At 73.2% G+C, this 22035-nt stretch carries 17 protein-coding genes, 1 pseudogene and 1 riboswitch; of the genes and pseudogenes, 8 read left to right on the top strand and 10 right to left on the bottom strand.

What is annotated here, in order from left to right:
• Positions 1-39: 39 nt before the first annotated feature.
• On the bottom strand, positions 40-1260 hold the full coding sequence (gene thrC, locus VFO26_RS00285) for a threonine synthase (RefSeq protein ID WP_325112861.1): 1221 nt from the start codon (positions 1258-1260) through the stop codon (positions 40-42).
• A gap of 24 nt (positions 1261-1284) precedes the next feature.
• Positions 1285-1376: riboswitch (SAM riboswitch) on the bottom strand.
• Between the two features lie 298 nt (positions 1377-1674).
• Here thrC (VFO26_RS00285) and VFO26_RS17960 point away from each other — a divergent pair.
• Positions 1675-2166 (top strand): annotated as a pseudogene (locus VFO26_RS17960) (VOC family protein); the annotation flags it as partial.
• Between the two features lie 21 nt (positions 2167-2187).
• Complete coding sequence (locus tag VFO26_RS17955; protein ID WP_414653035.1) at positions 2188-2721, top strand: VOC family protein; 534 nt, start codon at positions 2188-2190, stop codon at positions 2719-2721.
• 14 nt (positions 2722-2735) lie between these two features.
• On the opposite strand, the gene ilvD is transcribed toward VFO26_RS17955, so the two are convergent.
• The 9 genes from ilvD to VFO26_RS00235 form a co-directional block, all read right to left on the bottom strand.
• The gene (gene ilvD, locus VFO26_RS00275; protein ID WP_325112859.1) at positions 2736-4451 is read right to left on the bottom strand and encodes a dihydroxy-acid dehydratase; all 1716 of its coding nucleotides are present in this window, start codon (positions 4449-4451) and stop codon (positions 2736-2738) included.
• Positions 4448-5155, bottom strand: coding sequence for a sulfurtransferase (locus tag VFO26_RS00270; protein ID WP_325112858.1), 708 nt, complete (start codon positions 5153-5155; stop codon positions 4448-4450). The genes ilvD and VFO26_RS00270 overlap by 4 nt, the downstream gene beginning before the upstream one ends.
• Positions 5152-5964: a hypothetical protein gene (locus VFO26_RS00265; RefSeq protein WP_325112857.1), complete on the bottom strand. Its 813-nt coding sequence runs from the start codon at positions 5962-5964 to the stop codon at positions 5152-5154. The genes VFO26_RS00270 and VFO26_RS00265 overlap by 4 nt, the downstream gene beginning before the upstream one ends.
• Complete coding sequence (thrC, locus tag VFO26_RS00260) at positions 5961-6932, bottom strand: threonine synthase (RefSeq protein ID WP_325112856.1); 972 nt, start codon at positions 6930-6932, stop codon at positions 5961-5963. The genes VFO26_RS00265 and thrC (VFO26_RS00260) overlap by 4 nt, the downstream gene beginning before the upstream one ends.
• Before the next feature lie 41 nt (positions 6933-6973).
• On the bottom strand, positions 6974-8281 hold the full coding sequence (locus tag VFO26_RS00255) for a homoserine dehydrogenase (RefSeq protein WP_325112855.1): 1308 nt from the start codon (positions 8279-8281) through the stop codon (positions 6974-6976).
• Positions 8268-9263, bottom strand: coding sequence for a ketol-acid reductoisomerase (gene ilvC, locus VFO26_RS00250; RefSeq protein ID WP_325112854.1), 996 nt, complete (start codon positions 9261-9263; stop codon positions 8268-8270). The genes VFO26_RS00255 and ilvC overlap by 14 nt, the downstream gene beginning before the upstream one ends.
• A 47-nt stretch (positions 9264-9310) precedes the next feature.
• Positions 9311-9826 (bottom strand): acetolactate synthase small subunit, encoded by a 516-nt coding sequence (gene ilvN / locus VFO26_RS00245; RefSeq protein WP_325112853.1) that lies wholly within the window; start codon positions 9824-9826, stop codon positions 9311-9313.
• Between the two features lie 97 nt (positions 9827-9923).
• Positions 9924-11654 carry a biosynthetic-type acetolactate synthase large subunit gene (gene ilvB, locus VFO26_RS00240; RefSeq protein ID WP_325112852.1) on the bottom strand — a complete coding sequence of 577 codons (1731 nt, stop codon included), beginning with the start codon at positions 11652-11654 and terminating at the stop codon, positions 9924-9926.
• On the bottom strand, positions 11651-12583 hold the full coding sequence (locus tag VFO26_RS00235) for an isocitrate/isopropylmalate family dehydrogenase (RefSeq protein WP_325112851.1): 933 nt from the start codon (positions 12581-12583) through the stop codon (positions 11651-11653). The genes ilvB and VFO26_RS00235 overlap by 4 nt, the downstream gene beginning before the upstream one ends.
• A 521-nt stretch (positions 12584-13104) precedes the next feature.
• Here VFO26_RS00235 and gltB point away from each other — a divergent pair.
• Genes gltB through VFO26_RS00205 form a run of 6 tightly spaced genes read left to right on the top strand, consistent with a single transcriptional unit; the run spans position 13105 to position 21886 of the window.
• Positions 13105-17415, top strand: a complete 4311-nt coding sequence (gene gltB, locus VFO26_RS00230) for a glutamate synthase large subunit (RefSeq protein ID WP_325112850.1) — start codon at positions 13105-13107, stop codon at positions 17413-17415.
• A 33-nt stretch (positions 17416-17448) separates the two neighbouring features.
• Complete coding sequence (gene argC / locus VFO26_RS00225; protein WP_325112849.1) at positions 17449-18441, top strand: N-acetyl-gamma-glutamyl-phosphate reductase; 993 nt, start codon at positions 17449-17451, stop codon at positions 18439-18441.
• A gap of 4 nt (positions 18442-18445) precedes the next feature.
• A complete protein-coding gene (argJ, locus tag VFO26_RS00220; RefSeq protein ID WP_325112848.1) occupies positions 18446-19615 on the top strand; it encodes a bifunctional glutamate N-acetyltransferase/amino-acid acetyltransferase ArgJ in 1170 nt (389 codons plus the stop codon).
• On the top strand, positions 19612-20271 hold the full coding sequence (locus VFO26_RS00215; protein WP_325112847.1) for a hypothetical protein: 660 nt from the start codon (positions 19612-19614) through the stop codon (positions 20269-20271). Before argJ ends, VFO26_RS00215 begins: the two co-directional genes overlap by 4 nt.
• Entirely contained in the window at positions 20268-21431 is a 1164-nt protein-coding gene (locus tag VFO26_RS00210; RefSeq protein ID WP_325112846.1) for an acetylornithine transaminase, read from the top strand. Before VFO26_RS00215 ends, VFO26_RS00210 begins: the two co-directional genes overlap by 4 nt.
• Positions 21428-21886, top strand: a complete 459-nt coding sequence (locus tag VFO26_RS00205) for a hypothetical protein (RefSeq protein WP_325112845.1) — start codon at positions 21428-21430, stop codon at positions 21884-21886. The genes VFO26_RS00210 and VFO26_RS00205 overlap by 4 nt, the downstream gene beginning before the upstream one ends.
• Positions 21887-22035: the final 149 nt, after the last annotated feature.

Below are 22035 nucleotides of genomic sequence, written 5' to 3'. Positions count from 1 at the left end.
GTCAAGGCTACCGCGGCAACCGATCGAGGCGCAGTCCCCTCAGGCTGCCTCGAGCACGTCGTCGAGGAACGCGTCCGCATCGGCCGCGATGTGCACCGGCGCGAAGGTGAAGGAGACGGGACCGAGCGTCTTCAGCCCGTCCCCCGTCACGAGCAGCACCACGCGGTCGTCGCGGCCCACCTCGCCCGCGTCCACGGCGGCCCGCAGCGCGCCGAGCGTCACGCCGGTCGCGGTCTCGCCGAACACCCCCGTCGTCCGCGCGAGGAGCGCCATGTTCTCCCCGACCGCGTCCTCCGCCACGGAGTGGATCGAGCCGCCCGTCTCGCGCGCCGTGGCGACGGCGAAGTCGCCGTCTGCGGGATTGCCGATCGCGAGCGAGCGCGCGATCGAGTCGGGGCGCACCGGCGTGACCGGCGCTCCCTCGCGGAACGCCGTCGCGACCGGCTCGCAGCCCTCGGCCTGACCGCCGACCTGGCGCGGCGCCGGCCCATCGAGCAGGGCGAGCGAGCGGAGCTCCGCGAAGCCCTGGCCGACCTTGTGGAAGAGCGCGCCCGAGGCGATCGGGATCGCGACGACGTCCGGCGCGCGCCAGCCGAGCTGCTCGGCGAGTTCATAGGCGAGCGTCTTCGAGCCCTCGGCGTAGTACGAGCGCAGGTTGACGTTGACGAAGCCCCAGGGCAGCTCGAACGACAGCTCGACGGACAGGCGCGAGCAGTGGTCGTAGTGCCCGTCGACGGCGTAGATCGTCGGCCCGTACGCGGCGGCGGACGCGAGCTTCTCCGGCTCGAGGTCGGCCGGGACGAACACCGCGGCATCCATCCCCTCGGCCGCCGCACGCGCGGCGACGGCGCCCGCGAGGTTCCCGGTCGACGAGCAGGACAGCGTCGTCAGCCCGAGCTCCTGGGCCTTTCGGGCCGCGACGGCCACGACCCGGTCCTTGAAGGAGTGGGTCGGGTTGGCCGTGTCGAGCTTCAGCCAGAGCTCCCGGACGCCCAGCTCCTCTGCGAGGCGAGGCGCGGGGACGAGCGGCGTGAGGCCGGGGGCGAGGCGCGGCTCCTCGGGAGCGTCGACGGGGAGCAGGTCGGCGTAGCGCCAGAGGGACTGCGGCCCGGCGGCAAGCCGCTCGCGGGTCACGCTGGCGCGGAGCCGGTCCCAGTCGTACACCGGGTCGAGCGGGCCGAAGCAGCGGGAGCAGGTTCCCACGGCCTCGAGGGGGTGCTCGGTGCCGCAGACCCGGCAGGAGAGGGAGAGGGCTGACACGGGTGGAACCTCCTTCGTTCGCTCGACACATCCGTCCGGGTTTGGCACCGTGCCCTCTCTCGAGGGGGGTTGCCGAGGCGTCACAGGGCCGGTCCCTCAGCCTCTCTCGATGTGGAGCGGGACGAGTCCCGCGCCGTCTCCCACTCTATCGGCTCGCGTCCGTGATTGCCTAACCTCGTTCGGACGCCTCGTTTGACACCGCCGGCGCGTCGTCCTAGGCTCGCGGGTGACATGTCAGCCGACCGTGTCGCGACGAGAGGGAGAGCGACGGCACGCCCGACGCGCGCCGGGCTCGCCGCGCTCGTGCTCGTCTGCGCCGCCGCTCTGGCGACGTTCGCCGCGGCCTCTGCCCCCGCCGCCGACACCGGGGCAGGCGCACCGGGCCAGGCGAATGGGCAGCTCGGCCTGGTCGGGATGGACCACGTCGGGATCACCGTGCCCGACATCGACGAGGCGATCGCCTGGTTCGAGGACGTGATGGGCTGCGTCGCGCCGCTCACATTCGGGCCGTTCGGAGATCCGACGGGGACGTTCATGCAGGACCTGCTCGACGTCGACCCGCGGGCGGTGATCCACCAGATCACGATGGTGCGGTGCGGCCGCAGCGCGAACATCGAGCTCTTCGAGTACAGCGCGCCGGACCAGCGGAAGACGTTCCCGCGGAACTCCGACTGGGCCGGGCACCACATCGCGTTCTACGTGACGGACATCGACGCGGCCGTCGCCTACATGACCTCGAGGGGCGCGCAGAAGTTCCTCGGGCCGCTGCCCGTGACCGACGGCCCCGCCGCGGGCCAGTCGATCAACTACTTCCGCACGCCGTTCGGCACCTACGTCGAGCTGATCAGCTACCCGAACGGGATGGCGTACGAGCGCGACCCGGGCCGCCCGCTCTGGTCGCCGAAGCGCAACGGGACGTCACCGACCGTGACCAGCGTGCCCGGCCTGCTCGGGGTCGACCACGCCGGCATCACCGTGCCGAGCGTGCCGGCTGCCGTCGAGTGGTTCGAGCGCGTGCTCGGATGCTCCTCGCCGCTCGCCTTCGGGCCGTTCAGCGACCCGACGGGCACGTTCATCCAGGATCTGCTGGACGTCCACCCGCGGGCCGTCGTGGAGCGCATCCAGCACGTCCGTTGCGGCGACGGCCCCAGTGTGGAGCTCTTCCAGTACAGCTCGCCCGACCAGGACCGGACGTTCCGCAGGAACTCCGACTACGGCGGCAAGCACGTCGCCTTCTACGTGCGTCACATCGACAAGGCTGTCGCGCGCATGCAGGCGCTCGGAGCGCAGAAGCTCCTCGGCCCGCTGGCCGTCACAGACGGGCCCGCGGCCGGGCAGTCGATCAACTACTTCCGCGCCCCGTTCGGAACGTACGTCGAGCTGATCAGCTACCCGAAGGGCATGGCCTACGAGGCCTCCGCGGCGATCCCGCTCTGGGATCCGCGCGACAACCGGCCCTGAGCTCCGACGCTGCGCTAGGCAGCGGCCTCGTAGCGCGACAAGGTCACGGCCCCGTGGGACGCCGAGGCGACGAGGGTTGCGTAGTTCGCCAGCGCGCCGCGGCGGTAGCGCGGCTCGGGCTCCACCCAGTCCGCCAGCCGGGCAGCCAGCACCTCGTCGCTCAGCTCCACGTCCAAGACGTGCCTGTCGACGTCGATCACGATCGTGTCGCCCTCGCGCAGCGCCGCGATGGGGCCGCCCTTCGAGGCCTCGGGAGCGACGTGGCCGACCATGAAGCCGTGCGTCGCGCCCGAGAACCGGCCGTCGGTGATCAGGGCGACCGAGTCGGACAGCCCCTCGCCCACGATCGCGCCCGTGACGTGGAGCATCTCCCGCATCCCCGGCCCGCCGTGCGGGCCCTCGTAGCGGATCACGACGACGTCGCCCGGGGCGATCGCGCCGGCCTTGACGGCCGCGAAGCACGCCTCCTCGGAGTCGAACACGCGCGCGGGGCCGCGGTGCACCGTGCGGTCATGGCCGGCCAGCTTGACGGCGCAGCCCTCGGGCGCGAGGTTGCCGTAGAGCACCGCGACGCCCCCGCGCGCCTTCAGCGGAGCCTCGATCGGGAAGATCACGTTCTGCCCCTCCGCCTCCACCGCGGCGTCGGCGTGCTCGCCGAGCGTCTTGCCGTCGACGCTCCGAGCGCTCTCGTGGAGGAGGCCGGCCTTCTTCAGCTCCCGGGCCACCACGGCCACGCCGCCCGCCGCGTACATGTCGTTCGCATGCCAGCGGCCCCACGGCTTCATGTCCGCCACGATCGGCGTTCGCGCCGAGATCCGCTCGAAGTCGTCGATCGTGAAGTCGATCCCGAAGTCGCGCGCGATCGCGACGAGGTGCAGGACGGCGTTCGTCGAGCCGCCGGTCGCGGCGACCGACGCGACGGCGTTCTCGAACGACTCCTTCGTGACGAACGAGCGCGGCGTGACGTTCTCGCGCACGAGCTGCACCGCGAGCCGGCCGATCTCGTACGCGGCCTCCTCCTTGGCGCGGTGCATCGCCGGGATGCCGTTCGTGCCGAACGGCGAGAGGCCGAGGAAGTCGAGGATCGTGGACATCGTGTTGGCCGTGAACTGTCCTCCGCACGCGCCGGCCCCCGGGCACGCGACCGACTCGAGCTCGTGGAGCTCGGCGTCGCTCAGCTTCCCGGCCGCATGAGCGCCGATCCCCTCGTACACGTCCCCGATCGAGACCTCGCGCTGCCGGTAGACGCCCGGCGCGATCGAGCCCGTGTAGGAGACGACCGCGGGGATGTCGAGGCGCCCGACGGCCATCGCGGCGCCGGGATTGGTCTTGTCGCACGCGACGAGCTGGACGAGCCCGTCGAACAGGTGGCCGCGGGCCACGAGCTCGATCGAGTCGGCGATCACTTCCCTCGAGACCAGCGAGGCGCGCATCCCGGACGTCCCCATCGAGACGCCGTCCGACACCGCGATCGTGTTGAACTCCATCGGCGTGCCGCCCGCGTCCCGGACGCCGCGCTTGACGTGCACCGCCAGGTCCCGCTGGTTGAGGTTGCAGGGCATCGTCTCGATCCAGGTCGTCCCGACGCCGACGAGCGGCTTCGCGAGGTCGTCGTCGCTGAAGCCGGTGCCCTTCAGCATCGCGCGAGCTCCCGCGCGATCGGGGCCGTCGGTCAGAGCGGCGCTCTGCCGCTTCGCGGGGTCGGACGGGTTGTCGTACGGAGTCGTCACGGGTCGCCTCTCTCGATCGGGTTGGACGGGTTCCTGCACCACTCGCTGAACGAGCCGGGGTAGAGCCTGACGTCCTCGCGCCCGGCGAGGACGAGCCTCTGCGCGACGACGCACGCCGTCACGCCCGAGCCGCAGTACGCGACCAGCTCGGGCGGCTCGGTCGCGTCGTCGGGCAGGGGAAGCTCGAAGAAGGCGTTCCGCGCACCGGGGATGCGCCCGGCGACCGGGTCGAGCGGCTCCGCGTCGCCGCGCCAGCGCTCCGGCGAGCGCGCGTCGAGGAGCGCGAGCGACCTGTCGTCGAGCCGCGCGAGGATCTCGTCGGCATCGATCAGGTCGTCGTCGCGGACACGCGGCAAGAAGGCAGCCCGTTCGAGCCGCGGCGCCTCGCTCACCAGCGGGCCGCTGTACGCGCGGATGTCGACGGTGCCGCAGGCGTCGTGGCCGAGGTGCCGGAGGAGCCACCAGCAGCGCGCGGCCCAGCCGGTGCCCTCGTCGAGGGCGAGCACGAACGTGTCGGGCCCGATCCCGGCGTCGGCGAAGGCGGCACCGAGCGCGTGCGGGTCGGGCAGCGGATGACGGCCACCGATGGACGGGTCAGCGCTCGGCGTCGAGAGCGTCGTCTCGGGATCGAGGTGGACGGCGCCCGGGACGTGCCCGACCTCGTAGTCCGCTCGCGGGCGACAGTCGAAGAGGCGGATGCTCACAGCGCGCCCCGTGGAGTGACGCCGAGGACGAGCACGTCGTGGTCGGGGAAGCGCTCGGCGAGAGAGCTCGCGCAGGTCGGTGCGTCGTCCGCCCACACGATCACCGTCGGCCCAGAGCCGGAGAGCGTCGCGCCGCGGGCGCCGGCAGGAGGATCGGCCCTGACGGCCTCCAGGGCCTGCGATCCCCGATACGGCTCGTGCAGCCGGTCGTCGAGCCCGGCGGCGAAGAGGTCGGCGTCGCCGACCGCGGCACCGGCGGCGAGCAGGGCCGCACGACCCGCGTTGGCGGCGGCGTCGGCGTGCGGGACGCTCGCCGGCAGCGAGCGCCGCGAGGCCTCCGTCGAGGTGCGCTCGCGCGGGACGAGAGCGACGGGGGCGAGGGGGAGCGTCGCCGCGATCCGCGCGATCCGCCCCTCCCACGTGACCGTCACGCCCCCGGAGAGGGCCGCCGCGAGGTTGTCCGCGTGGCTCTCGAGGCCGAGCCCCGCTGCGAGCAGCTCCTCCGGGTCGCCGTCCGGGCGCGCGGCCGCGAGGCCGAGGGCGATCGCCGCCGCGGACGAGCCCAGCCCTCGTTCGAGGGGGATCCGGTTCGAGAACCGGAACCTCTTTCCGGAGGGATCGGCCAGCAGCGCATAGGCGCGGACGGCGAGGTTCGTCGTGTCGGCGGGGAGCTCGCCGGCGCCCTCGCCCTCGATCTCGACGCCGTCGCCCTCGGCCAGCTCGAGCTCGTTCCAGAGGTCGAGCGCGACCGCGGCGGCGTCGAACGCGGGACCGAGGTTCGCTGACGTGGCGGGCGCGCGGACGATCATCGTCCGGCTGCGGCCGCGATCGCATCGGCGTCCGGCTCGACCTCGACCGGCGCCGGCGCGAGGCGGTCCGCGGTCGCCGGGTCCTTGAGGCCGTGGCCGGTGATCGTGACGACGAGGCGGTCGCCCTCGACGTCGCCGCGCAGCACCGCAGCGAGGCCCGCTGCCGACGAGGGCTCGCAGAACAGGCCCTCCTCGGAGGCGAGCCGCAGCCAGGCGGCGACCAGCTCGTCGTCGTCGGCATGCACGACCCGCGCGCCGGACGCCCGGACGGCCTCGGCGTGTACCGGGTCGCCGATCCGGATCGCCGTCGCGAGCGTTTCCCTCCGGTTCGTCGCCTCGACCGACACGATCGGCGTTCCGAGACCGAGCTCACTCAGCGCCTGGGAGTAGGCGGACGTGTTGCCGCCTCCCCCGTAGGGCAGCACGAAGGCGTCGGGGGGTCCGCCGAGCTCTTCGACGATCTCGAGCACGGCCGTCTTCTGACCCTCGCGGCGGTACGGGTTCAGCGAGTTGACCAGCACGTGGCTGCCGCGGCCGCCCAGCTCCTGCGCGGCCGACAGCGCCGAGTCGAAGTCACCCTGGACCTCGAGCACCGTCGCGCCGAGCATCCGGGTCTGCGCGAGCTTCGCCCCGGCGACCGCGCCCTGCGGCGTGAGCACGAGCGCCGGGAGGCCCGCACGCGCCGCGTACGCGGCGGCGCTGGCCGCCGTGTTGCCGGTCGACGCGCAGATCACGGCTTCCGCCCCCTCCTCCACTGCCTTCGAGACGGCGAGCGTCATCCCGCGGTCCTTGTACGAGCCGGTCGGGTTCGACGCCTCCCACTTGAGCCACAGCTCGCGGATACCCCCCGCATCGGCCAGGCGCGGAGCGGCGAGCAGGGGGGTCGAGCCCTCACCGAGGGAGACGACGGGCGTCGACTCGGTGACGGGCAGCACCCGGCGGAACCGCTCGATCAGGGACACGGTCACCGTCGCCGCAATCTAGAGGCTCGGTGTGGGTCGGGCGCCGCTCACGCCCAGCCGAGCTCCTCGATCCCGCGCTCGGAGACCACCGGGAGCGCGCTTGCCTCGCCGCGCGACTCGGGTAGCGCACGGATCGCGGCGAGAGCTGCCTCGACCCGTCCCGCGGGGGCCTCGTGGGTGACGACGTGGAGCACCGCATGACCGTTCGAAGGCTGCTGGACGAGCCGCGCGACGGACACGCCCTCGACCGCGAGCTCCTGGGCGAGGCGGGCGAGGACGCCCGCGCGGTCCTCGACCTCGAGGCGCAGGTACCACGGGGAGGCGAGGTCGCCGGGCGGCATCCGCTCGACCTGGCGCCAGACCGGGTCGCCCTGGAGGAACCCGGTGCCGGTCGTGCCGACGATCGAGACGAGGTCGGCCACGACGGCGCTCGCCGTCTCGATTCCCCCCGCGCCGGGGCCCTCCATGGTGATCTCGCGGATCGCGTCGCCCTGGAGCATCACCGCGTTGAAGGGGCCGTCGACCGCCGCGAGCGGGTGATGGATGTCGACGAAGGCGGGGCCGACCCGGACGTCCACCCGGCCGTGGGCGAGCGTCGCCCGGCCGAGCAGCTTGACCCTCATGTCGAGCGCGCGCGCCGCCTCGATGTGCTCCTCGCGCACCGCCTCGATCCCGTCGACCGCCACCCATTCGAGCGGGACACGGGAGCCGAACGCGACCGTCGCCAGGATCGCGGTCTTCGCGGCGGCGTCCAGCCCGGCCACGTCGTCGGTCGGGTCCGCCTCCGCGTACCCGAATCGCTGCGCCTCCGCGAGCGCGTCCGCGTAGGAGCGTCCCTCGCTCATCGCCGAGAGGATGAAGTTGGTCGTCCCGTTGACGATCCCGACGACGCGGTGGACGTTCGTCACGACGAGCGACTCCCGCAGCACCTTGATCACGGGGATCGCGGCGCACACCGACGCCTCGAACCGCAGCTGGGCACCGGCCGTGGACGCCGCGTCGAAGAGCTCGGCGCCGTGCCGCGCGACGAGCTGCTTGTTGGCGGTCACGACCGAGCGGCCGGACCGGAGCAGCGCCAGCACGTGCTCTCCCGCCGGCTCGACACCGCCCATCACCTCGGCGACGAGCCTGATCGACCGATCGCCGAGCACGGCGTCGAAGTCGGTCGTCAGCACGCCGGGGCCGGCGTCGAAGCCCCGTTCGCGGGCAGGGTCGCGGACGAGCGCCCGCACCACCCGGAGGCGGTGGCCGGTCGCACGCTCGATCTCGTCTCCCTGCTCGCTGAGCAGTCGGTGCACCGCGGCGCCGACGGTCCCGTAGCCGAGGAGGGCTACGGGAACGTCAACGGACTGCACTCGTGCCCTCGCGGCGCATGAGCGCGCGGAGCTCCTCGCCCACCTGCTCGATCAGCTGGTTCGCGGCTTCCGCCCGGTGCCCGCGGAGGCCCGCCTCGCCGCTCTCCATCTCCGCGATCCACACCTTCGCGAACTCGCCCGAGCGGATGTCGTCGAGGACACCCTGCATCCGCTCGCGCACGTGTGAGTCGATCACGCGCGGCCCGCTGGTGTAGTCGCCGAACTCGGCGGTGTCGGAGATCGACCAGCGCATGTGCTGCAGACCGCCCTCCCAGATCAGGTCGACGATCAGCTTCAGCTCGTGGAGGCACTCGTAGTAGGCGACCTCGGGCTGGTACCCGGCCGCGACGAGAGTCTCGAAGCCCGCCCGGATCAGCTCGGTCGTGCCGCCGCAGAGAACGGCCTGCTCGCCGAACAGGTCGGTCTCGGTCTCCTCGCGGAACGTCGTCTCGAGGATCCCCGCGCGTCCCGCGCCGATGCCCACCGCGTAGGCGAGTGCGAGGTCGCGCGCACGGCCGGACGCGTCCTGCTCCACCGCGATCAGCGCAGGCGTCCCGTAGCCCTCCGTGAACAGCCGGCGGACGACGTGGCCGGGCCCCTTGGGCGCGACCATGACGACGTCGTGGCCCGTCGCCGGGGCGATGCGGCCGTAGAGGACGTTGAACCCGTGTGCGAAGAGGACCGCGGCATCGGGCTCGAGGGCGGGCCCCACCGACTCCGTGAACACCTGCGGCTGCACCTGGTCGGGCAGCAGGAGCGAGACGAGCTGTGCGCCGCGGACGGCGTCCGCGATCGGACGCACCTCGAGCCCGGCCTCCTCGGCCTCGCTCCAGGAGCTCGAGCCCTCCCGCAGCCCGACGACGACCCGCACGCCCGAGTCGTGGAGGTTGAGCGCGTGGGCGTGGCCCTGGCTGCCGTAACCCACGACGGCCACTGTCCCGTCGAGAAGTGAGAGGTCGCCGTCACGGAGGATCGTCGCCATGAGCTGTGTCCTTTCTGGTGGGGGGCGGGCTTGCTCGGTCGGACGAACTAGTTGATCGCGGCCAGCCGCCTCGGCGAGCGGCGCTTGCCGGAGGCGCGTGGCACGCCGATCCTGCCGGTCCGGACGAGGTCGACGACACCGTACGGGTGGCAGAGCTCGTGGAACGCGTCGAGCTCCTCGGGCGTCCCGGTCAGCTCGAGCACGACCCCGTCGGGGCCGACGTCGAGGAGCCGGCCGCCGAGGGCCTCGGCCGTCGTGACGAGCTCGGCCCGGCGCTCGGGCTGCGCCGAGACGCGCGCGACCAGCAGCTCGCGCTCGACGGCCTCTCCGGCGACGAGCTCCGTCACCCGGAGCACGTTGACGAGCTTGTGGATCTGCTTCTCGATCTGCTCCAGCGAGTGCTGGGTGCAGTCGACCCGGAGCGTGATGCACGAGACACCGGGGCGCTCGGTGGGGCCGACCGCCAGCGACTCGATGTTGAAGCCCCGCCGGGCGAACATCGTCGTGATGCGCGTCAGGGCGCCCGGGCGGTCTTCCACCACGACGGAGAGTGTGTGCTTCATGACGCCGCTCGCTTTCCCGGCCGCTCGCTGCAGGCTCGCGGCCCGCGCCGTTTGCGAGCGGCGGCCCGGGAAACCGAGGGAAGGTGGACAGTCGGATTCATGACGCCCTCGCCTCCACGCTGTCGTCGGTGTCCGAGTACTCCAGCATGTCGAGCGCGGCGGCGCCCGCCGGGATCATCGGGAAGATCTGCTCCGCGGGGTCGACCCGGCAGTCGATCACGACGGTCCTGCCGAGGCCGAGTGCCTGCTCGAGCGCCGGCTCGAGCTCCGCCTCGCTGGAGACGACCATCCCGACGCCGCCGTAGGCCTCTGCGAGCCGGGCGTAGTCGGGCACCTGCGCGGTCAGGTGGACGTGCGAGCGGCGGCCGTCGAAGAACATGTCCTGCCACTGCGTGACCATCCCGAGGTAGCCGTTGTTGACGAGCACCACCACGATGGGCAGGTCCTCGAGGGCCGCGGTGGCGAGCTCCTGGGCCGTCATCTGGAAGCAGCCGTCGCCGTCGATGCAGACGACCGTGGCCTCGGGTCGGGCCGCCTTGGCGCCGATCGCCGCGGGGATGCCGTAGCCCATCGTCCCGAGGCCGCCGGAGGTGATGAAGCTCCGCGGCTGCTCGGAGACGACGTACTGCATCGCCCACATCTGGTGCTGGCCCACGCCGGTCGTGACGATCACGTCGGTGCCGGCGGTCAGCCGCTGGAGCGCCTGGACGACCTGCTGTGGCTTGAGCCACTCGTCGCTCTCGCCGTACCTGAGCGGGAACTCCTCGCGCCAGTCGCGAATCTGGCCGAGCCACGCCTCCGGTGCGGGCGCTCCCTCGGTGCGCTGCAGGGCGACCTCGTCGGCCAGCGCCGAGACCGCCTGCGCCAGCGGGCCGACGACCGGAATGTCGGCGTCCCGGAGCTTCGAGATCTCCGCCGGGTCGATGTCGAGGTGGACCACGGTGGCCCCGGGCGCGAAGGCCGAGAGCTTGCCGGTGACGCGGTCGTCGAAGCGCGCGCCGATCGCGACGAGGACGTCGCAGGTGTTCATCGCGAGGTTCGACCACTTGGGCCCGTGCATCCCCGGCCAGCCGAAGTGGAGCTCATGGGTCTCCGGGAAGGCGCTCTTGCCCATCAGCGTCGTGATGACGGGCAGCGTTCCCGCCTCGGCGAGCTGCAGGAGCTCCGCGCAGGCGTCGCCGTTCAGGGCTCCCCCGCCCACGTACAGCACGGGCTTGCGCGCGTGGGCGATCGCCCGGGCGGCCTCGCGGACCTGGAGCGGGTGCACCTTCGTCGGGGGCCGCCAGCCGGGGAGGTCGACGCCGTCGGGGTAGGCGAAGTCGATCGCCGCCTCCTGGACGTCGCGGGGGATGTCGACGAGCACCGGGCCGCATCGTCCTGTACTGGCGACGTGGAACGCGGCCCTGAGCACGGCGGGGATCTCCCGCGCGTCCTGCACGAGCCACGAGTGCTTGACGATCGGCATCGTGATCCCGGTGATGTCGCACTCCTGGAAGGCGTCAGTGCCGATCAGGGTCGAGCGCACCTGTCCCGTGATGCAGACGAGCGGCGTCGAGTCCATCCACGCGTCGGCGATCGGCGTGACGAGGTTCGTCGCCCCCGGTCCCGACGTGGCGATCGCCACGCCGACGCGACCGGACGCACGGGCGTAGCCCTGCGCCATGTGTCCTGCCCCCTGCTCGTGGCGGGCGAGGACGTGGCGCACGGTGGTGCCGCGGGCGATGGCGTCGTAGGTCGGCATGATCGCCCCGCCCGGGATCCCGAACATCACCTCCACGCCCTCGGCCTCGAGGGAGCGGAGGATCGCGTCGCCGCCCGTCATCCTCATGGCCCGACTCCGAGCGCGAACTCCGTGTCGCGACGAGCGCTGCGAAGCAGGCCGAGCACGGCATCGACGAACTCGCGCGTCGTCGCGGAGACACCGGGCCCCGACACCTCCGAAGGGCGACGCGACGCGCGCAGCGCCGCGGTGAGGCTCTCCTCGAGCGCCTCGCCGGCGGCCGTGCGGCCGAGCCCCTCCGAGAGGAGCAGCGCGGTTGCGAGCAGCATCGCGCTCGGGTCGGCGACGCCGTGGCCCGCCAGCTCGCTGGTCGTCCCCTCCGCGGGGCCGAACAGGCTCGGGCCGCTCGGCGAGAGCTGGGCGGATGCCACGAGGCGGCGCCTGCCGCCGAGTCGCGGGGCCTCCGCGACAGCGTCACCGAGCACGCCCTCGGCGGTGAGCACCCCCACCGATCCGGCGGCGAGCCGCCTGAGCGCGTCGGGGAGAGACACGTGCTCGACCTCGACCCCCGGATGCCGGTCGGCATGCCGCTCCACGAGAGCGGTCCACCCTTCGGAGACCCCGACCGACGTGAGGTGCCCCGAGCGCCGGCGTGCGGTGGCAAAGGCACGTTCGACCGTCCAGTCCGCGGCCATGTCGTGCAACGGAGCAAACGCGGTGGCCTCGCCCGTCTCGTCGAGGACCCGGGTGACGCGCGCCGCGAGGTCGAGCTCCGCGCGGAGCCCGTCGAGGGCCGGCGCCGCATCGCCTGCGACGAGCACTGCATCCGCGGACGAGGTCGCCCGTCGCGTGGCGGCCGGAAGCATGTGGCCCGATCTCGTCAGCGCCTCGGTGTCGAACGGCGGATGCAGCTCCTCGACGTCGAAGCCGTGCTCGCGTGAGAGCCGAGCCAGCGCGCGGCTCGCTGCGGCGGTGATCTCGGGGCCGATCCCGTGGCCGGCGAGGCACGCGACGACGTAGGTCCGTCGTGTCGTCATCGCGGTGCGGGAGTCGGGGGGTCGGGGGTCATGGTGGTGCTCCTCTCGCTCGGTACGTCCTCCGGACGCACCTCTGGTGTGGTCTCGGTCGGCGTGTGCGCCGTCTCGGGCGCGTGAGCGTCGATCTCCCCTAGACGGGGAGAATCAGGATGAGCTCGATGCCGCCGCCGATCGCTACCGCGGGGCGCGGTACGAGTGGACGTGCGGATACGGCGTGGCAGAGCGTCATCGCCGACTCAGAGTGCCGGAGGACCGGACCCGTGTCAATTGAGACCTTCGTCCAGTCCGCTCGTCCTTGCGGCTAGGCCGTCCACACACTACGATCGATGATCGATGGCTCGCGGCGCGATGACTCGTGACGATCGGCCGACCGGGGCGCTCGTAGCCCCGCTCTCGCCGATTGCGTTCATCGCCGCCAAACGGCGCTAGCCGGCGACCCCCTCCCGCCCCCGCCAGCTAGCAGCCGACACACCGGCGGGAGAGCTCTTCTTCGTTCAGCCACGAAAGGCGGTCAGCTCCGCGTGAACCATCCACTCCACGATCCGACAGTCGAGCGAGACGCCTGCGGCATCGGCCTCGTCGCCGACGCACGCGGGCGTGCGTCGCGCGAGCTCGTCGATCGGGCGCTCGCCGGGCTGGCGGCCGTCTCGCACCGCGGGGCGTGGGCGGCGGACGGGGTCACGGGTGACGGCGCAGGGCTCCTCCTGCCGCTCCACCCGTCCCTGACGGGGGAAGAGGGCGCCGGCATCGCGATGTGCTTCCTGCGTGAGCCGTGGCTCCGGGGGATCGTGGAGGAGGCGTGCCGCGCGGAGGGCCTCGAGCCGTTCGGCTGGCGGGACGTCCCGAACGACGTCGCGGCGCTCGGGTCGACCGCCACGGCGAGCATGCCGCGCATCGCCCAGCTCGTGCTGGCGCCCTGCGGGGAGCCCGACGCAGAGCTGCGTGCGCACAGGGCCCGGCGCCGCGCCGAGCGGGTCGACGGGATCTACGTCGCGTCGCTCTCCTTCCGCACCGTCACGTACAAGGCGCTCTGCGCGGCCACACAGCTCGCGAGCTTCTACCCTGACCTTGCCGAGCCGGAGTGGGCGGCGCCGTGGGCGATCTTCCACCAGCGCTTCTCGACCAACACCGAGCCGAGCTGGGAGCGCGCGCAGCCCTTCCGCCTCCTCTGCCACAACGGCGAGATCAACACCATCGACGGGAACGTCGAGTGGATGGAGGCGCGCGAGCGGGCACGCGGGGTGGATCCCGAGCTCGCCCCGGCTCTCGACCGGTCTGGCTCGGACTCGGCGCTGCTGGACAACGCGCTGGAGCTGCTCGTCAGGGCGGGCCTCGACGTGCGCGAGGCCGTCACGCTGCTCGTGCCGCCCGCGTGGCAGAACGATCCGCGGGTCGACGAGGCCGAGCGCGCGATGCACCGCTACCACGCGATGCTCGCCGAGCCCTGGGACGGGCCTGCGGGACTCGTGTACAGCGACGGGATCACCTGCGGCGCGGCGCTCGACCGGAACGGGCTGCGGCCGTTGCGGGTCGCGGTCTGCGACGACGGCCTCGTCGCCGTGTCGTCGGAGGCGGGCGCGGTGCCACTGCCCGAGGGTGGCACCGTTCGCCGCGGGCGCCTGGGTCCCGGTCAGCTCCTCTCGATCGACCCCCACCGCGGGCTCCTGTTCGACGGAGAGCTGAAGCGGGAGCTCGCGGCGCGGAAGCCCTACGCGGCCTGGGTCGAGGGGAGCGTTCGCTTCGGCGAGCGGGGGGAGCCGTTGCGGGCCCCCGAGGCGGACCTCGCTGCCCGGCACGCGCTCCACGGCTATACCCGCGAGGAGCTGAGCCTCATGTTGCGGCCGATCGCGCAGACCGGTCAGGACCCCGTGTACTCGATGGGCGACGACGCGCCGATCGCGCCGCTCGCGGGGAGGGCGCGACCGCTGGCCTCGTACTTCAGGCAGCGGTTCGCCCAGGTGACGAACCCGGCGATCGACCACTACCGCGAGCGGGCGGTCATGTCGATCTCCACGCTGATCGGCGCGCGGGCACCGCTCGACGCGGAGGGGGTGCTGCCGCCGCTCGTGGTGTTGCCGTCGTTCCTCGTCACGCCGGCCGGGCTCGCGGCGCTCGAGGCACCCGAGATCGACGCGACCTTCTCCGCCGGCGAGGGCCTCGGAGCCGCGGTCGAGCGCGTCGCCGACGCGTGCGTGGAGCTCGCGGAAGGCGGCGCGAGCGCCTTCTGCCTCACCGATACGGCAGCGGGAGGCGAACGAGCCCCCGTCCCTGCGCTGCTCGCCGTCGCCGCCGCCCACGGCCGCCTCGTCGAGCGCGGCGTGCGCACGGCCTGCTCGCTCCTCGTGTCGACGGACGAGGCCCGGGACACCCACATGGTCGCGACGCTCGTCGGCTACGGCGCAGACGTCGTCTGCCCGCGGCTCGCGCTCGAGACGGTCGCGCGTCTCGCCGAGACCGACAAGGTCGGCGGCGACCGGCCCACTCCTGCCGAGGCGCAGGCGCGTCTCCTGCGCTCGCTCGAGGACGGCGTCCTGAAGGTGATGTCGAAGATGGGGATCTCGGACGTCGCGAGCTACAGAGGCGCGCGCCTGTTCGAGGCCGTGGGCCTCGACCGCCGCCTCTGCAGGCGGTTCTTCGGCGGCACACCCTCCGCGATCGGCGGGATCGGGCTCGACGGGCTCGAGCGCGACGCGCTCGGGCGGCTCGCCGCCTCGGTGGCCGAGAAGCCGCAGATCGAGAACCCGGGCTTCTACAAGTTCCGCAAGGGCGGTGAGCCTCACGCGACGGACCCCGACGTCGTCGAGTCGCTGCAGGCGAGCGTCACCGCCGCGCACGCGCTGGTGAAGGCGGTGAAGGGCGAGCGCCAGGACCTCTACGAGCGGTTCGCCGTGCTCGTCGACGAGAGGCCCCCGCTCGAGCCGCGCGACCTCCTCGAGCTCGTCCCGGCCGGCGAGCCGCTGCCGCTCGACCGGGTCGAGGGGGTGGACTCGATCGTCCGCCGTTTCTCTGGCGGCGCGATGTCGCACGGCGCGCTCTCCGCGGAGGCGCACGAGACGATCGCCGTGGCGCTCAACCGGCTCGGGGGCCGCTCGAACTCGGGGGAGGGCGGAGAGGACCCCTCGCGGTACCGCGACGAGCGCAACTCGAAGATCAAGCAGGTGGCGTCCGGCCGCTTCGGCGTCACGGCCGAGTACGCGGCGTTCGCCGAGGAGCTCCAGATCAAGATCGCGCAGGGGTCGAAGCCCGGCGAGGGAGGGCAGATCCCCGCGCACAAGGTCACGGAGGAGATCGCCCGGCTCCGCGGGACGAGCCCGGGCGTGTCGCTCATCTCGCCGCCGCCGCATCACGACATCTACTCGATCGAGGACCTCGCCCAGCTCGTGTTCGACCTGCGTGAGGTGAACCCCGACGCGGACATCTCGGTCAAGCTCGTGTCGTCGAGCGGCGTCGGCGTGATCGCCGCCGGGGTGGCGAAGGCACACGCGGACGTCGTCCACGTCGCAGGCGCCGACGGCGGCACCGGGGCAAGCCCCCTTCCCTCGATCAAGCACGCCGGGGCTCCGTGGGAGCTCGGGCTCGCCGAGACCCAGCAGGCGCTCGTCGCGAACGGCCTGCGCGGCCGCGTGCGCGTGCGCGTGGACGGCGGCTTCAAGACCGGCCGTGACGTCGTCGTGGCTGCGTTGCTCGGCGCGGACGAGTTCTCGTTCGGAACCGCGCTGCTCCTCGCCGAGGGCTGCCTGATGGTGCGCTCGTGCCACCTCGACACCTGTCCCGTCGGGATCGCGAGCCAGCGGCCCGAGCTCCGGGCGAAGTTCGCCGGCACGCCCGAGATGGTCGAGGCCTACCTCCGCTTCGTCGCGCTCGACGTGCGCGAGCACCTCTCACGCCTGGGGCTGGCGACCCTGGACGAGGCGGTGGGCCGCGTCGACCTCCTGCGCCAGCGTCGGACGGGCGACCCTTCGGCCGACGCCCTCGATCTCGGCGCGCTGCTCGTCCGCAGGGGGCAGGGCCATGCCAGGTACGTCGGGCAACCGGTCCCGCACGAGGGCGACCGACTCGGCTCCCTCCTCCTCGCCCAGGGCAAGGCCGCGATCACGGGCGCCCGCCTCGTCGAGGCCGCGTACCAGGTGACGAACGCGGACCGCGCGATCGGCGCCCGCCTCGGCGGGGCGATCGCGAAGGCCGTCGGCTCCGCCGCTCCCGCCGGTCGTGTGCGCGCGCGCTTCGAGGGCGCAGCCGGCCAGAGCTTCGGCGCGTTCGTCACCCAGGGCGTCGACCTCCGCCTCGTCGGGGAGGCGAACGACTACGTCGGGAAGTCGATGTCGGGCGGGCGCATCGTGGTCGCGCCGCCCCGGAACGATGCCGGTGACCCCTGCCTGATGGGCAACACGGTGCTCTACGGCGCCACCGGCGGCGAGCTCTTCTGCGCCGGCACGGCCGGCGAGCGGTTCGCCGTGCGCAACTCCGGCGCGGTCGCGGTCGTCGAGGGTGTCGGGGACCACGCCTGCGAGTACATGACCCGCGGCACCGTCGTCGTCCTCGGCTCCCACGGCCGCAACCTGGGCGCGGGGATGACCGGGGGCGAGGCGTTCCTGCTCGACCCCGACGAGCGCCTCGTGAACGAGGAGCTCGTCGCGCTCGTCCCCCTCGAGCGCCACGACGCCGAACGGCTCTGCGACCTCCTCGGCCGCCACGTGCGGCTGACCGGCTCGCAGCGCGCCGCGAGCCTGCTCGCGGATCGCGATGCCGCCCTCGGGCGGTTCCGTCGCCTCGCCCCACGCTCGGAGCTCGCCGAGCGCGAGTCGGCGGAGCAGGGGCGGCTCACCGCATGAGCATAAGAACGAAAGTTTCTGCATAATATGCGAATGCCGTACGTCAGCATCGTCGGCTCCGCCGGCTACACGGGCCAGGAGACGCTCGACCGCGTGCTCCGCCATCCCGAGCTCGAGCTCTACGCCGTCGGCTCGGACTCGCTCGCAGGCCGCGACGCGACGGCCCTCGACCCGCGCCTCAACCGGAACGGCGGCAAGCGCGTTCCGCGGCTGATCACGAACGCCGCCGCGCTCGCCTGTGAGGCCGACGTGACCTTCCTCTGCCTCCCGCACGAGGAGGCGGCCGAGTTCGAGCCGCCCGCACGCGGCGTCGTGGTCGACCTCTCCGGTGCCCACCGACTCGCCGATCCGACCCAGTACGAGGCGTGGTACGGCTTCACGCACCCTCGGCCCGAGGGCCTCGGTGGATGGTCGTACGGGCTGCCCGAGCTGTCGCCGCCGGAGGGGAGGCTCGTGGCCAACCCCGGCTGCTACGCGACCGCCGTGCTGCTCGCCCTCGGCCCGATCGCGGCGGCGGTCGATCCGGGCAGCGTGGTCGTGGACGCGATGTCGGGCATGACCGGCGCCGGCCGCTCGCCGAGGCCCTCCACGCACGCGGGGTCCGTGCTGGAGAACGTCTCGCCGTACAAGGTGGGCGCCCACCAGCACGTCGCCGAGATCGCGCAGGTGCTGGGCTTTCCCGTCTCGTTCACACCGCACCTCCTGCCGGTGCGGCGCGGCCTGCTCGCGACCTGCAACGTCCGCTCGACCGGCTCCGACCTGCGCGCGCTGCTCGAGGAGCACTACGCGGCGAGCCCGGTCGTCACGGTGCTGCGGGAGGGCGTCACACCCGAGCTCGCGCGCGTCCAGCACACCGACGGCGCCGAGATCGGGGTCTTCGGGGACCGACACACCGACCGCACGATCGTGATCTGCGCGCTCGACAACCTCGGCAAGGGCGCCGCGGGCCAGGCCGTCCAGAACGTGAACGCGCTGTTCGGGCTCGGCGCGACCACGGGGCTCCGGCTTGCCGGAGTGCTCGTGTAGACCCGTGTCGGTCACCGCCCCACGGGGCTTCCTCGCCTCCGGTGTCGCCGCCGGGATCAGGCCGTCGGGGAAGCCGGACGTCGCGCTCGTCCGCTCTGTCGCCCCGGCGGTGGGCTGCGCGATGTGGACCCGGAACCGTGTCCAGGCGGCGCCCGTCGTCGTCTCCCGGAGGCACCTCGAGACGGCCCAGCCGCAGGCCGTCGTCGTGAACGCCGGTGTCGCGAACGCCGCGACGGGGCGGCCGGGAGAGGAGGACGCCCTCGCGACCGCCGCGCGCACCGCCCAGCTGCTCGGCCTTCGGCCGGAGGAGGTCGTCGTGCTCTCGACCGGCGTGATCGGGCCGCGGCTGCCGATGGAGAGGCTCCTCGCCGGCGTCGACGCTGCAGCTGCAGCCCTCTCCCGGGACGGCGGCGCGATCGCGGCGGAGGCGATCCTGACCACCGACCAGGGGCCGAAGACTGCGGTCGCCGCCGCGGACGGGTTCACCGTGGCGGGCATGGCGAAGGGGGCGGGGATGATCCATCCCTGCCTGGCCACGATGCTCGCGGTGGTGACGACCGACTACCCGCTGGCCGCAGGCGAGGCGGATTCCTTCCTGCGCCCCGCGGTCGAGCGCTCCTTCAACCGCATCTCCGTCGACGGCGACTGCTCGACGAACGATGCCGTCGTGCTGCTGGCGAACGGGATGTCGGGGATCACCGATCGCGATCCCGGGTTGGACGAGCGGTTCTCGCGCCGCCTCGAAGAGGTCTGTGCCGACCTCGCGCGGCAGATCGTCGCCGACGGAGAAGGGGCGACCGTGGTGCTCGAGATCGTCGTCTCCAGCGCCTCCTCGCACGAGGAGGCGGAGGCGATCGCGCTCCGCGTCGCGACCTCGCCGCTCGTCAAGACGGCCGCCTTCGGGCGCGACCCGAACTGGGGACGCGTGCTGGCCGCGGCCGGATCCGCGCCCTCGAACGGCGGGTTCGCCCGGCTCGACCCCGACCGGCTGCGGGTCGCGTTCGACGGAACGCCCGTGTTCGCCAGGGGTGCGCCGACCGGGCAGGTCCCGGAGCTGGCGGGCGCATCCTGCCGCATCGAGCTCGACCTCGGGCTCGGTGACGGCGAGGCCGCCTACCTGGCATCCGACCTCTCGTACGACTACGTCAGGCTCAACGCGGAGTACACGACGTGACCGTCGTCGTGAAGCTGGGTGGACGCGTCGCCGCGGGAATCGTCCGGGCCGCGCTCGCAGAGGTCGACGGAGACGTCGTCGTCGTCCACGGCGCGGGCCCTCAGATCACGGCCGAGATGGAGCGCCGCGGGATCGTCCCCGAGTTCGTGGGCGGCCGTCGCGTGACGACACCGGACGTGCTCGACGTCGTCCGCGAGTCGCTTGCGGCCGTCAACGCGGAGGTCTGCCAGGCGATCGGGCCGAGCGCGGTCGGCTTGCACGGCGACGAGATCGGCTTGCGTGCGCGGCGGGTCGAGGCGCTCGGCCTCGTGGGCGACCCGGAGCCGTCGGCCCCCGCGGCCGTGCTCGAGGCGCTCGAACGGGGGCGTGTGCCGGTCGTCGCCCCGCTTGCCGAGGGGCCGCTCAACGTCAACGCGGACGAGGCCGCCGCCGCGCTCGCCGTCGGGATCTCCGCCGAGAGGATCCTCTTCCTGACCGATGTCCCCGGCGTGCTGCTCGACGGGCAGCTCGCGTCCGTCCTGCCCGCGGACGAGGCCGAGGCGGGCCTCGACGACGGGCGGTTCGAGGGAGGGATCGTCCCCAAGCTGATGGCGGCCGTCCGTGCGGCACGCGGCGGCGTCCAGGCTTCGATCGGCGCGACCCGGGTTTCCGTATGAGCGAAGCGGGCCGCAGCCTGCTGGAGGCATCCCGCGCGACGGTCCTGCCGACGTACGCGCGCGCGGACGTCACGATCGTCCGCGGGGAGGGATGCCGGGTCTGGGACGACGAGGGGAGCTCGTACCTCGATTTCGTCGGGGGGATCGCCGTCGTCGGGCTCGGCCACCTGCACCCGGCCGTGACGGCCGCGGCGCACGCGCAGCTCGACCGGCTGTGGCACGCCTCGAACCTCTACTGGACCGAGCCGATGCTCCGGCTCGCCGGGCTGCTCTCCGAGCGCATGGGCGGGGCGCAGGCGTTCTTCTGCAACTCCGGGGCGGAGGCGAACGAGGCCGCGCTCAAGGTTGCCCGCAAGGCCACCGGGCGCACCCGGATCGTCGCGCTCGAGGGAGGCTTCCACGGCAGGACGCTCGGCGCGCTGTCCGCGACCGGCCAGCCCGGCAAGTGGGAGGGCTTCGGGCCGCTCGTCCCGGGCGTCTCGTTCGCCCGGCCGAACGACGTCGAGTCGCTCGAGGCGGCCGTCGCGCCCGCTTCGGAGCTGGCGACCATCCTCCTCGAGCCGGTGCTCGGGGAAGGCGGCGTGCTCCCGCTCGAGGCGGAGTTCGTCCGCTCCGCGGCCGAGATCGCCCGCGAGGTCGGGGCGCTGCTCACCGTCGACGAGGTGCAGGCCGGGCTCGGCCGTACGGGGACCTTCTTCGCCTACGAGCAGCTCGGGATCGAGCCCGACCTCGTCACGCTGGCGAAGGGGCTGGGCAACGGTCTCCCGATCGGCGCGCTGCTCGCGCGCGAGGGAGTCGCCGAGGCGATCGGCCCGGGGGACCACGGCTCGACCTTCGGCGGCAACCCGGTGGCGTCGGCCGCGGCGTGCGCGGTGGTGGAGGCGATCGACGACGCGCTGCTCGAGAACGTGGCCGCGCGCGGGAAGCAGCTCGCGACCGGGTTGTCGGAGCTGGGCGCCGTCCGGGAGGTGCGCGGCCGAGGGCTTCTCCTCGCGGGCGTGCTCGACGGCGACGCCGGAGCCGTCGTGGAAGCCTGCCGCGAGCGGGGCCTGCTCGTCGTGACGGCCGGGCCGGACGTTCTCCGTCTGCTGCCACCGCTCGTCGTCTCCGAGGCGGAGGTGGAGGAAGCGCTGGCGGTCCTGCGCGAGGTGCTCTCGTGAGCAACGCCGTCCGCCGGCAGGCGATCCTCCGTCTCGTCCGCGACCGCGCCATCTCGACGCAGGCGGAGCTCGTCGAGGCCCTCCGAGAGGAGGGGCACGACGTCGTGCAGACGACGATCTCGCGCGACGTGCACGATCTCGGCCTCACCAAGGTGAGGGCACCCTCCGGGCGGCTCGTGTACGCCGCCCCGGGCTCGGACGACGCGGACCGTCTCCGCGCGGTCGGTGTCGCGATGCGCCGCTACGCCACGCGCGTGGAGCGGGCAGGGCCGCTCGTCGTCGTGACGACGCCCTCCGGCTACGCGAGCGCGCTCGCGCAGGCGATCGACGAGGGGCGACATCCCGGGATCGCCGGCACGATCGCAGGTGACAACACCGTCTTCCTCGCCCCCCGCGACGGGACGAGCGCGCAGGCCCTGAGCACCGAGCTCGGCGAGCACCTCGCGCGCGCCTAGGGCTGTGCCCGCCGCAGGCGGGGATCCGAGCGGCGGGGATCCACTCGGTGGATTCCCGCTCGCGGCCAGAGGGGCTTGCAGTTCGCTTCGCGGCGGTTGCGGCGGCCAAGCCGACGCCTTCAGGGATGTGCCCCGCCGCAGGCGGGGAT

Source organism: Gaiella sp. (genome assembly GCF_035710885.1).
GTDB lineage: Bacteria > Actinomycetota > Thermoleophilia > Gaiellales > Gaiellaceae > Gaiella.
Note: the sequence above shows the minus strand (reverse complement) of the source record. Positions and strands in the feature narration are given on the sequence as shown.

What these genes read in the sequence shown, in the direction of transcription:
- VFO26_RS00265 (WP_325112857.1), bottom strand. Translation starts at nt 5,964, where the DNA reads ATGATCGTCCGCGCGCCCGCCACGTCAGCGAACCTCGGTCCCGCGTTC.
- ilvC (WP_325112854.1), bottom strand. Translation starts at nt 9,263, where the DNA reads ATGGCGACGATCCTCCGTGACGGCGACCTCTCACTTCTCGACGGGACA.
- ilvN (WP_325112853.1), bottom strand. Translation starts at nt 9,826, where the DNA reads ATGAAGCACACACTCTCCGTCGTGGTGGAAGACCGCCCGGGCGCCCTG.
- ilvB (WP_325112852.1), bottom strand. Translation starts at nt 11,654, where the DNA reads ATGAGGATGACGGGCGGCGACGCGATCCTCCGCTCCCTCGAGGCCGAG.
- VFO26_RS00235 (WP_325112851.1), bottom strand. Translation starts at nt 12,583, where the DNA reads ATGACGACACGACGGACCTACGTCGTCGCGTGCCTCGCCGGCCACGGG.
- argC (WP_325112849.1), top strand. Translation starts at nt 17,449, where the DNA reads ATGCCGTACGTCAGCATCGTCGGCTCCGCCGGCTACACGGGCCAGGAG.
- VFO26_RS00210 (WP_325112846.1), top strand. Translation starts at nt 20,268, where the DNA reads ATGAGCGAAGCGGGCCGCAGCCTGCTGGAGGCATCCCGCGCGACGGTC.